The organism is Pseudomonas sp. MPR-R2A5 (assembly GCF_058793055.1).
Map to the genome: position 1 here is coordinate 79,134 of NZ_JBXAFK010000031.1, position 11,075 is coordinate 90,208.

Consider the following 11,075-nt stretch of genomic DNA (forward strand, 5'->3'; position numbering starts at 1 on the left):
CAGCAGGCGCCTCAGGCAACCGGCTGCAAAGCTTCCATTTCACTTAGCCAGGTATCGAAGCGACTGCACTGTTCGCGTATCGCTGGCAGGCCGATTTCAATGGCCGCCAACGAGCCGTGCAGCGGCTTGTCGTAACCCGCATAAAGCGTCTTAAGCCTTTTGCTCGGCGCCGTCATCGGGCTGTTATTGATGGTTTCCGGCGTTTCAAACTCATTCCGTATGTGCATAAACCGATCTTCAAGGTTGGGCTGGTTGATGCCCGTGGCAAGTCGCCGTGGACAACTGAAAAGCAAACCTTCGAATTCGTACATCTGCACATAGGGAATGAATCGGCGCATGGCGTCATCACCTAATTCGATCGCTAGCCTTTCCACCATGGCTTCTAGCAGGCAATCGGCTTTTTCATCCATGGAGTTTTTGCCGGCGGCATTCGCTTTTCCAGGAAACTCTTCGGGCAGACCATAAAAATCAAAGAACGTGGTGCAATAGGCTTGGCGGTCGCCGAGCAGGCGTTTTTCAACATCGCTGAGCAGGCGCTCAAAGCGAAAGTTGCCGCCTTTGTGGCCTGGTTTACCGATCAGCGCTGGCATCAGGTAAATACCCAAGTGGTGAAAGGCTTGAGCCAACACTTCGTTGATGAACATCTCCTCTGTCTGGCCCTCGCAAATGACGTGCACTCGAATCATTTACGCGGCCTCCCGCCCAAGATGTTTTTCTCCCACAACTCGCCTACTGAGTAGTCGTCTAACCACGTTTCGAAAGCTTTTTCGTCCAGACGCTTGAAGACAGTTGCTCCCTTTTCCCGCTCAACGATGATCAAGTCATCGATAGAGAACTCGTTTACCAGTGGGACTGATTGCGTTGAAACAATCACCTGCATTCGCGTAGAGGCAGACCGTAACAGCGAACCCAGCAAAGTGATTGCATAAGGGTGCAGGCCTAACTCCGGCTCATCGATGATGATCGTCGATGGTGGGTCGGGCTGAAGGAGGGCGGTTACCAGGCACATGAAACGAATCGAGCCGTCCGAGAGTTGACTGGGCCAGAAGGTGTAATCGCTGTCCTTTTGTCGCCATTGCAAATTGATCAGTTCTTCTTGTGTGTCTAAGCGCACCGGACGGAGTACAAAATCGTCGAAGAACGGGATCGCCAGTTGGATGGTCTTGCGGATCTGGTCGTAGACTTCAGGCGTCTCAGTGGATAGGCGATGCAGATAAGCCGCCAGGTTCGAGGCGTCGGGCCTTAGGTAGTCGTTGATGTGAACAGGGCCGTAGCGTTTGACACTTGCTGTTTCGCTGGTGTCATGGAAGTGAAAAACCTTCCAGCTGGAAATCGATTCATAGCAGTACGCTACGACGTTATTTTTGTAAGGGGCTTGGAATTGTTTTACGTCGAACGCTTTTTTGAGTTTGGCCTCTTGGTGTCCTGAGCCGAGGGGAATCCATTCAGACCCATACATGGGGCCTTCAAAAAAAAGTCGTTCATTGGCAAAAACAAACCCTCCATCAACGGTCGACTCCAGCTCGAACTCATAACCGTTAAGGCCAAAGTGAACGTAGGAGAAGATCCTCGTCGTTTCCTTCACCCCGAAGCTGACAATTCGATCTGCCTTGCCTTGTTGGGTGGTCCATGTCTGTAGGCGCGACTCCATCATTTCGCTGAGCATACGAAAGTAAGCAACGAAGCTGCTCTTGCCTGCGCCATTGGCACCCAGCAGTACGTTCAAGCTTTCCAGGCGGAAGTCTTCAAGGTTCTTGATTGACTTAAATCCCTTGATCGTCAGCCGACTGATGGGGTTCTTTGTGCTCATTGCTGCTTGATTCCTTTAGCGCCGCTATTCGTCGAGACCAGGCTGCTGTCATTGATAGCTGTCGCGGAGTTTGCCATTGATTTTAGAGACTGGCTCGTCACTTGATAGCTTCATCCTAACGCTAATCTTTTCTACCTAATACCAACGCTTTGAGTGGTGGTCATTGCGGCTAAGACAGCTGAGGCAAGCCAGCAACCACTTTTCTTCAGGCGAAAAAAAAGACCTTGAATTTCAAGGTCTTTTTTTAAGATGGTGCCCCGAGGGAGACTCGAACTCCCACTCCTTTCGAAAACGGATTTTGAATCCGCCGCGTCTACCAATTCCGCCATCAGGGCTCAATGGCGGCGAAGTATAGAGATGAGATTACCGTTGGTCAATCACGTTTCATGGTCAATTTTGACTATTTCCGCTAGACTTCCCGGCCCTGCTAGACGAACCCCATCATGCGCGTTGCTGACTTTACTTTTGAGCTCCCTGATTCGCTGATCGCTCGCCACCCTTTGGCCGAGCGTCGCGCCAGTCGACTGCTGACCCTGGACGGGGTGAGCGGTGCCCTCGCACACCGTCAATTCACTGATTTGCTTGAGCATTTGCGCCCAGGAGATCTGATGGTGTTCAACAATACCCGGGTGATTCCGGCGCGGCTGTTTGGCCAGAAAGCCTCCGGCGGCAAGCTGGAAATTCTGGTGGAACGGGTGCTGGACAACCATCGCGTGCTGGCCCATGTGCGTTCCAGCAAATCGCCCAAGCCGGGTTCGACGATCTTGATCGATGGCGGTGGCGAAGCCGAGATGGTTGCGCGCCATGATGCGTTGTTCGAACTCAAGTTTGCCGAGGAAGTGTTGCCGCTGCTGGAGCGCGTCGGTCATATGCCGTTGCCTCCTTATATAGATCGCCCCGACGAAGACTCGGACCGCGAGCGCTATCAAACGGTGTACTCGCAACGCCTGGGGGCGGTTGCCGCGCCGACTGCCGGGCTGCATTTCGACCAGCCGCTGCTGGATGCAATCGCCGCCAAGGGCGTCGAGAGCGCCTATGTGACCCTGCACGTGGGGGCCGGCACGTTTCAGCCGGTGCGTGTGGATAAGATCGAAGACCACCATATGCACAGCGAATGGCTGGAGGTCAGCCAGGACGTCGTGGACGCGGTGAATGCGTGCAAGGCGCGTGGCGGGCGCGTCGTTGCAGTGGGCACTACCAGTGTGCGTTCCCTGGAGAGCGCGGCGCGCGATGGCGTACTCAAGCCGTTCAGTGGCGACACCGATATCTTTATTTACCCAGGCCGGCCGTTTCACGTGGTCGACGCCCTGGTGACCAACTTCCATTTGCCGGAATCCACGCTGTTGATGCTGGTGTCGGCATTTGCCGGTTATCCGCAGACCATGGCCGCTTATCAGGCCGCCATCGACAATGGGTACCGTTTTTTCAGCTACGGTGATGCGATGTTTATCACCCGTAATCCGGCGCCGCGCGGCCCAGAGGAACAACTATGAGTCGTATGTCGTTTGAATTGCTCGCCACCGACGGCAAAGCCCGTCGTGGTCGCCTGACTTTCCCGCGCGGTACGGTAGAGACCCCGGCCTTCATGCCCGTGGGCACCTATGGCACCGTCAAAGGCATGCTGCCGCGCGACATCGTCGCCACCGGCGCCGAGATTATTCTGGGCAACACCTTTCACTTGTGGCTGCGTCCGGGCACGGAAGTGATCAAGAAGCACGGCGACCTGCATGACTTCATGAAGTGGCAAGGCCCGATCCTCACCGACTCCGGTGGTTTCCAAGTGTTCAGCCTGGGGGCCATGCGCAAGATCAAGGAGGAGGGCGTGACCTTCGCCTCGCCGGTGGACGGTGCCAAAGTGTTCATGGGGCCGGAAGAGTCGATGCAGGTCCAGCGCGACCTGGGCTCCGACATCGTGATGATTTTTGACGAATGCACGCCGTACCCGGCTGACGAAGACGTCGCGCGGATTTCCATGGAGCTGTCGCTGCGTTGGGCCCAGCGCTCGAAAAACGCCCACGGTGACAATACCGCGGCGCTGTTCGGTATCGTCCAGGGCGGCATGCATGAAAGCCTGCGCAAGCGCTCGCTGGAAGGCCTCGACAAGATCGGCTTTGATGGTCTTGCCATTGGCGGCCTGTCGGTGGGCGAACCCAAGCACGAAATGATCAAGGTGCTGGATTATCTGCCGGGCCTGATGCCCGCTGAAAAACCTCGTTACCTTATGGGCGTTGGCAAACCGGAGGATCTCGTAGAGGGTGTGCGCCGCGGTGTGGACATGTTCGATTGCGTGATGCCAACCCGTAATGCCCGCAATGGGCATCTGTTCATCGATACAGGCGTGCTGAAGATCCGTAACGCGTTCCATCGCCATGATGAATCGCCGCTGGATCCCACCTGTGACTGCTACACCTGCCAGAACTTCTCCCGTGCTTATCTGCACCATCTGGACAAGTGCGGGGAAATGCTGGGTAGCATGTTGAATACCATCCACAATTTGCGTCACTACCAAGTCCTGATGGCTGGTTTGCGCGAGGCTATTCAACAGGGTACATTGGCCGCCTTCGTCGATGCCTTCTATGCCAAGCGCGGGCTCCCTGTGCCGCCCTTGGACTGAGTTTTCCGACCCTAAGATTCACTATTTGCAACTGGAGTGCTAAATGAGCTTTTTTATCTCTAACGCCATGGCTGACGCCGCTGCGCCTGCTGCTGCCGGCCCTATGGGCGGTGGTTTCGAGTGGATTTTCCTGGTCGGTTTCCTGGTCATCTTCTACCTGATGATCTGGCGTCCACAGGCCAAGCGCGCCAAAGAGCAGAAAAACCTGCTGGGCAGCTTGCAGAAAGGTGACGAAGTCGTGACCACTGGCGGTATCGCCGGCAAGATCACCAAGGTTTCCGACGCTTTCGTGGTCCTGGAAGTCTCCGACACCGTAGAAATGAAGTTCCAGAAGGGCGCTATCGCCGCCACGCTGCCTAAAGGCACGCTCAAAGCGATCTAAGCAACAACCTTTACCAATCGACGGGGCGCGCAAGGCGCCCCGCGTTATAAGCGGGCGGCGTGATGCTGAACAAATACCCTCTGTGGAAATACGTACTGATCCTGGCGGTGCTGGCGATCGGTTTTATTTATTCCGCTCCCAATCTCTATCCTGATGACCCTGCGATCCAGATCTCTGGCGCCAGCACTTCGCTGAAGGTCAATCAGGCTGACCTGGAACGCGCGAGCAAGGCGCTCACCGATGCGGGCATCCAGGTCAAGGCGGCAACGTTGGCAGCTGATGCGAAAGGCGGCTTGTTGCGCCTGACCAAGCAAGAAGACCAATTGCCGGCCAAGGATGTTGTGCGCAAGGCCATGGGCGACGACTACGTTGTCGCGCTCAACCTGGCACAGACCACGCCAAAATGGCTGCGCAGCATTGGCGCGCACCCGATGAAGCTGGGTCTGGACTTGTCCGGTGGTGTGCACTTCCTGCTGGAGGTGGACATGGACAAGGCCCTCGACGCACGCCTCAAAGTCTACGAAGGCGACGTGAAGAGCCTGCTGCGTAAAGAGAAGTTGCGTTATCGCAGCCTCCCGCAGCTCAACGGTGCCATCCAGCTGGGCTTCTCTGACGAAGCGTCCCGCGAACAGGCCCGTGCGCTGATCCGCAAGAACTTCAACGATTTCGACATCGTACCGGCCGACCTCAATGGTCAACCGGTGCTGCGTCTGGCGATGACCCCGGCCAAGCTGGCGGAAATCCGCGAATACTCGATCAAGCAGAACTTGACCACGGTACGTAACCGCGTCAACGAGCTGGGTGTGGCCGAGCCGATCGTTCAGCGTCAGGGCGCCAACCGCATTGTGGTTGAGCTGCCGGGCGTGCAGGACACCGCAGAAGCCAAGCGTATCCTGGGTAAAACCGCCAACCTGGAATTCCGCCTGGCCGCCGAGCCGGGTGCTTCCAAGGCCACTTCCGAGACTTTCGAGTTCCGTGAAGGCAACCGCCCTCCGGCGCAGATCGAGCGTGGCTTGATCATTACCGGTGACCAGGTCACCGACGCGAAGGCCGGTTTCGGCGAGCACGGTACCCCTGAAGTGAACATCCGCCTGGATGGCCACGGCGGCGAACTGATGAGCCGCGCCACGCGCAGTAACGTCGGTCGCAGTATGGCGGTGATCTTCATCGAGCAACGTCCGATCACTACCTACACCAAGCAAATGGTCAACGGCGTCGAGAAAGACGTGCCGGTACAGACCTTCAAGGAAGAGAAGAAGATCATCAGCCTGGCGACCATCCAGTCGCCGCTGGGTGCTCAATTCCGCATCACTGGCCTGAACGGCCAGGGCGAATCCTCGGAGCTGGCCCTGCTGCTGCGTGCCGGTGGCTTGGCTGCACCGATGTACTTCGCTGAAGAACGCACCATTGGCCCGAGCCTGGGCGCCGACAACATCACCAAGGGCGTCGACGCAGCCTTGTGGGGCATGCTGTTCGTTTCGCTGTTCATCATCGCCATCTACCGCTTCTTCGGCATCATCGCCACCGTGGCCCTGGCGGGCAACATGGTGATGCTGCTGGCCCTGATGTCGCTGCTGGGCGCTACGCTGACCCTGCCAGGTATCGCCGGTATCGTACTCACCATGGGTATGGCGGTGGACGCCAACGTGCTGATCTTCTCGCGGATTCGTGAAGAGATCGCCGCCGGCATGACCGTTCAGCGTGCAATCAACGAAGGCTTCGGCCGGGCATTTACCGCGATTCTCGACTCCAACCTGACCACATTGCTGGTCGGCGGGATTCTCTTTGCCATGGGCACCGGCCCCGTCAAAGGTTTTGCGGTAACCATGTCCCTCGGTATCTTTACCTCGATGTTCACGGCCATCATGGTGACCCGCGCAATGGTCAATCTGATCTTTGGCGGGCGTGACTTCAAGAAGTTGTGGATTTAAGGGGCTGCCATGTTACGTACAATCAACTTCATGGGCGTTCGCAATATTGCGTTCGGCGTCACCGTGCTCCTTACCGTTCTGGCGTTGTTCAGCTGGTTCCATAAGGGCCTGAACTACGGTCTGGACTTCACCGGCGGTACGCTCATCGAGCTGACCTACGAGAAGCCGGCCGACGTTACCCTGGTGCGCAGTGAGCTGGTCAAGGCCGGCTATCACGAAGCCATCGTGCAGAGCTTTGGTGCAACCACTGACCTGCTGGTGCGTATGCCTGGCGAAGACCCACAATTGGGTCATCAGGTCGCCGAAGCCTTGCAGAAGGTCGGCGGCGATAACCCGGCGTCGGTCAAGCGTGTCGAGTTCGTCGGCCCTCAAGTGGGTGAAGAGCTTCGCGACCAGGGCGGTCTCGGCATGCTGATGGCGCTGGTCGGCATCATGATCTACCTGGCCTTTCGCTTTCAGTGGAAGTTCGGCGTCGGCGCCATTGTGTCGCTGATCCACGACGTGGTCGTGACCGTGGGTATCCTGGCGTACTTCCAGATCACCTTCGACCTGACCGTGCTGGCCGCGGTGCTGGCGATCATTGGTTACTCGCTCAACGACACCATCGTGGTATTCGACCGAGTTCGTGAGAACTTCCGGGTGCTGCGCAAGGCGACGCTGATCGAGAACATCAACATCTCCACCACCCAGACCCTGCTGCGGACCATGGCGACGTCGATCTCCACCTTGCTGGCGATCGCGGCCCTGATGATCTTTGGTGGCGACAATCTGTGGGGCTTCTCCCTGGCATTGTTTATTGGCGTCCTGGCGGGTACCTACTCGTCGATCTACATCGCCAACGTGGTACTGATCTGGCTGAACCTCAACAGCGAAGACCTGATCCCTCCGGCCAGCACTGGCAAGGAGGTCGACGACCGTCCTTGATGGGCGTTTGTTGATCAGCTGTTACAAAAAAGGCACGAGTATTGAACTCGTGCCTTTTTTTTTGCTCCAAGGCTGGGTATAGCGCGGATCTTTCGGTCCGTTTGTGATGGTCAGGAGGTTCAACGTGAACAAGTCGTTACTGGTTGGTGCGGTATTGGGTGCTGTCGGTGTAACTGCCGGGGGTGCTGTTGCCACCTACAGCCTGGTAAAAAGCGGCCCTGAGTATGCGCAAGTGCTGGCAGTGCAGCCGGTGAAAACCCAGATTAAAACGCCTCGCGAGGTCTGCAAGGACGTCGCAGTGACCCGGCAGAAGCCGGTGCAGGATCAACACCAGATCGTCGGTACGGTGGTCGGTGCGCTGGCTGGTGGCTTGTTGGGTAACCAGATCGGCGGCGGTAATGGTAAGAAACTGGCCACCGTGGCCGGTGCTGTCGGTGGTGGTTACGCCGGTAACAAGGTTCAGGAAGGCATGCAGAACCGCGATACCTACACCACCACGCAAACGCGCTGTAACACCGTTAACGACATCAGTGACAAGGTAGTCGGGTACGACGTGCGTTACACCTTGGATGGCAAGGAAGGCTCGGTACGTATGGACCGTGATCCAGGCGGCCAAATTCCGGTCGACAAGGAAGGGCGTCTCGTCCTGGGCCAGAACCAGCAGTAATCCCAAAGCCTGGTTCAGTTCAAAGTATGGGAGGGGCCCCCTCCCATATTTGTTGTGTGTTGCTACTGGTCTTCAAATCCCAGGCATAAAAAAAGCACCCCGAGGGGTGCTTTTTTGTGCTCGCTCGCTTAGCGCTTCAGCGAGGCTGGCAGGTGCGGCTGGATCGCCGTCAGGACCGCCTTGAAGCATTTGGTGTTGCCGGCAACGACGTGGCCTTTTTCAAGGAAGTCATGGCCGCCGGTGAAGTCGCTCACCAGGCCGCCTGCTTCCTGAATCAGCAGGGCGCCTGCAGCCATGTCCCACTCGGACAGGCCTGATTCCCAGAACGCATCGAAACGGCCGGCAGCCACGTAGGCCAGGTCCAGGCTGGCTGCACCGGCGCGGCGGATGCCGGCGGTCTGGCCAACCAGGGCGCGGAACATGCCCAGGTAGTTTTCCAGGTTGTCCATCTGGTCATCGCGGAACGGGAAGCCGGTGCCCAGCAGGGCGCCGTCCAGGCTGGTGCGACCGCTGACGCGCAGGCGGCGGCCATTGAGCTGGGCGCCACGGCCACGGCTGGCGGTGAATTCTTCCTGGCGAACCGGGTCGAGGACAACGGCGTGTTCCAGGCGGCCGCGGTATTTGCACGCGATGCTTACGGCAAAGTGCGGGATGCCGCGCAGGAAGTTGGTGGTGCCATCCAGTGGATCGATGATCCACAGGTAGTCTTCGCCTTCGCCGCTACCTTTGTGCAGGCCGGTTTCTTCGCCGAGGATGCCGTGGGTCGGGTAGGCCTTGCGCAGGGCGTCGATGATTTTCTGTTCGGCGGCGCGATCCACCTCGGATACATAATCCTTGGCGTCTTTTTCGTCGACCTTGATGGTATCCAGGCGCTCGATGGAGCGGAAGATCAATTCACTGGCGCTGCGGGCGGCGCGCAGCGCGATATTCAGCATGGGCTGCATGGATGTGTCACCTAAGGTTGTTAAAGAAAGCCGAGCATTCTAGCAGAAACTTTCTTCAGGTGAAGGACGACGTGAGCTTTCATGGCATAACCTTAGGCTGTTCTGTAAGATTTGCTCCCCTTTCCTGTGTCCGAGAGCGCCTCCCTTGCTGCAAAACATTCGTGTCGTCCTGGTCAATACCAGTCACCCCGGCAATATCGGCGGGGTGGCGCGAGCCATGAAAAACATGGGGCTGACGCGCCTGGTGCTGGTCGAACCACGCGTGTTCCCGCACCACGAGGCCGATGCTCGTGCATCTGGCGCCAATGACATCCTTGAAAGTGCCCAGATCGTCGCCACCTTGGAAGACGCCCTGGTCGGCTGCAATCTGGTGCTTGGCACCAGCGCTCGCGACCGGCGCATTCCGTGGCCACTGCTGGATCCGCGTGAATGCGGGACCAAAGTGGTGGAAGAGGCGGCCGGTGGCGCTGAAATCGCCCTGGTCTTCGGTCGCGAAGACTCCGGCCTGACCAATGAAGAGCTGCAGCGATGTCATTATCACGTGCACATCCCAGCAGACCCTGAGTTCAGCTCGCTGAACCTCGGGGCAGCGGTGCAGGTGCTGAGTTACGAGGTGCGCATGGCCTGGCTGGCTGCTGAAGGCCAGCCGAGCAAGGTCGAGAAGGATGAAGTTGCGTCGACCAAAAGTGGCGAACTGGCCACCATGGACGAGCTGGAGCGGTTCTATGAACACCTGGAGCAAACCCTGGTGGCCATCGAATTTCTCGATCCGGAAAAACCACGGCACTTGATGGCGCGCCTGCGTCGGTTGTACGGGCGCAGCTCGGTCAGTCGAGCGGAAATGAATATATTGCGTGGCATCCTCACGGAAACCCAGAAAGCGGCCCGTGGCGAGCTTCTTAAGCGGAAGGATTAAAAATGTTCGAGCGTTTGCGAGAAGATATCCAGAGTGTTTTCCATCGTGACCCGGCAGCACGCAATGCCTTTGAAGTGCTGACCTGCTATCCGGGCATGCACGCTATCTGGATCCACCGCCTGTCCGGTGCGTTGTGGAATATGGGCTGGAAATGGCTGGCGCGACTGGTGTCGAACTTCGGTCGCTGGTTGACCGGGATCGAGATCCATCCGGGGGCCAAGGTGGGGCGTCGCTTCTTTATCGATCACGGTATGGGCATCGTGATTGGCGAGACTGCCGAGATTGGTGATGACGTGACCCTGTACCAGGGAGTGACCTTGGGCGGCACCAGTTGGAACAAGGGTAAGCGCCACCCGACGCTGGGGAACGGCGTGGTGGTGGGCGCGGGCGCCAAGGTGCTTGGCCCGTTCACGGTAGGGGCTGGTGCCAAGGTCGGTTCCAACGCCGTGGTGACCAAGGCCGTGCCGGCCGGCGCCACCGTGGTGGGTATTCCCGGGCGGATCATCGTCAAGCCGGAAGTGGGCGATGAGCAGGAAGCCAAGCGCAAGGCCATGGCCGAGAAGATCGGCTTCGATGCCTACGGTGTCAGCGAAGACATGCCCGACCCGGTGGCGCGCGCCATCGGCCAGTTGCTTGACCACCTGCAGGCGGTGGACGGCAAGTTGGACGGCATGTGTGGCGCGCTGAAGGAACTGGGCAGCAGCTACTGTGCGAAAGACTTGCCCGAGCTGCGCGAAGAGGACTTCGCCGAGATCAAGGACGAAGCTGCAAGCAAGGCCGGCTGAAGTCTCATCGTCACCACAAAACCCCTGTGGGAGGGGGCTTGCCCCGGTACAAACCGGGGACATCGTTTACATTTCTAACCGGGGACATGGTTTACAGGTTAA

Annotated in this window: 11 protein-coding genes and 1 tRNA gene; 8 read left to right on the forward strand and 4 right to left on the reverse strand. The window is 58.0% G+C overall.

Annotation, left to right across the window (positions count from 1 at the left end; genetic code table 11):
- Nucleotides 1-11 precede the first annotated feature (11 nt).
- The 3 genes from AC1Q6I_RS21555 to AC1Q6I_RS21565 form a co-directional block, all read right to left on the reverse strand.
- A complete protein-coding gene (locus AC1Q6I_RS21555) occupies nucleotides 12-686 on the reverse strand; it encodes a DUF4276 family protein (RefSeq protein ID WP_024077306.1) in 675 nt (224 codons plus the stop codon).
- The gene (locus tag AC1Q6I_RS21560) at nucleotides 683-1,810 is read right to left on the reverse strand and encodes an AAA family ATPase (RefSeq protein ID WP_024077305.1); all 1,128 of its coding nucleotides are present in this window, start codon (nucleotides 1,808-1,810) and stop codon (nucleotides 683-685) included. The genes AC1Q6I_RS21555 and AC1Q6I_RS21560 overlap by 4 nt, the downstream gene beginning before the upstream one ends.
- 250 nt (nucleotides 1,811-2,060) lie before the next feature.
- A tRNA-Leu gene (locus AC1Q6I_RS21565) sits at nucleotides 2,061-2,145 on the reverse strand.
- 108 nt (nucleotides 2,146-2,253) lie between these two features.
- Here AC1Q6I_RS21565 and queA point away from each other — a divergent pair.
- From queA to AC1Q6I_RS21595, 6 genes are all read left to right on the forward strand, one after another.
- On the forward strand, nucleotides 2,254-3,303 hold the full coding sequence (gene queA / locus AC1Q6I_RS21570) for a tRNA preQ1(34) S-adenosylmethionine ribosyltransferase-isomerase QueA (protein ID WP_024077304.1): 1,050 nt from the start codon (nucleotides 2,254-2,256) through the stop codon (nucleotides 3,301-3,303).
- 5 nt (nucleotides 3,304-3,308) lie between these two features.
- Nucleotides 3,309-4,424, forward strand: coding sequence for a tRNA guanosine(34) transglycosylase Tgt (tgt, locus tag AC1Q6I_RS21575; RefSeq protein WP_003238437.1), 1,116 nt, complete (start codon nucleotides 3,309-3,311; stop codon nucleotides 4,422-4,424).
- Between the two features lie 43 nt (nucleotides 4,425-4,467).
- Nucleotides 4,468-4,806, forward strand: a complete 339-nt coding sequence (yajC, locus tag AC1Q6I_RS21580) for a preprotein translocase subunit YajC (RefSeq protein WP_003175975.1) — start codon at nucleotides 4,468-4,470, stop codon at nucleotides 4,804-4,806.
- 62 nt (nucleotides 4,807-4,868) lie between these two features.
- The gene (gene secD / locus AC1Q6I_RS21585; RefSeq protein WP_041161017.1) at nucleotides 4,869-6,737 is read left to right on the forward strand and encodes a protein translocase subunit SecD; all 1,869 of its coding nucleotides are present in this window, start codon (nucleotides 4,869-4,871) and stop codon (nucleotides 6,735-6,737) included.
- Between the two features lie 9 nt (nucleotides 6,738-6,746).
- Nucleotides 6,747-7,661: a protein translocase subunit SecF gene (secF, locus tag AC1Q6I_RS21590; protein ID WP_024077301.1), complete on the forward strand. Its 915-nt coding sequence runs from the start codon at nucleotides 6,747-6,749 to the stop codon at nucleotides 7,659-7,661.
- Between the two features lie 124 nt (nucleotides 7,662-7,785).
- Nucleotides 7,786-8,328 (forward strand): glycine zipper 2TM domain-containing protein, encoded by a 543-nt coding sequence (locus AC1Q6I_RS21595; protein ID WP_024077300.1) that lies wholly within the window; start codon nucleotides 7,786-7,788, stop codon nucleotides 8,326-8,328.
- Between the two features lie 128 nt (nucleotides 8,329-8,456).
- Here AC1Q6I_RS21595 and suhB read toward each other — a convergent pair whose 3' ends face one another.
- Nucleotides 8,457-9,272, reverse strand: a complete 816-nt coding sequence (gene suhB, locus AC1Q6I_RS21600; RefSeq protein ID WP_003175971.1) for a type III secretion system regulator SuhB — start codon at nucleotides 9,270-9,272, stop codon at nucleotides 8,457-8,459.
- 145 nt (nucleotides 9,273-9,417) lie between these two features.
- Here suhB and trmJ point away from each other — a divergent pair, with 145 nt between their 5' ends.
- Together trmJ and cysE are read left to right on the forward strand one after the other, a co-directional pair.
- Complete coding sequence (trmJ, locus tag AC1Q6I_RS21605; protein ID WP_102624134.1) at nucleotides 9,418-10,188, forward strand: tRNA (cytosine(32)/uridine(32)-2'-O)-methyltransferase TrmJ; 771 nt, start codon at nucleotides 9,418-9,420, stop codon at nucleotides 10,186-10,188.
- A gap of 2 nt (nucleotides 10,189-10,190) precedes the next feature.
- Nucleotides 10,191-10,973 carry a serine O-acetyltransferase gene (gene cysE, locus AC1Q6I_RS21610; protein ID WP_024077298.1) on the forward strand — a complete coding sequence of 261 codons (783 nt, stop codon included), beginning with the start codon at nucleotides 10,191-10,193 and terminating at the stop codon, nucleotides 10,971-10,973.
- The last annotated feature ends 102 nt before the right edge of the window (nucleotides 10,974-11,075 follow it).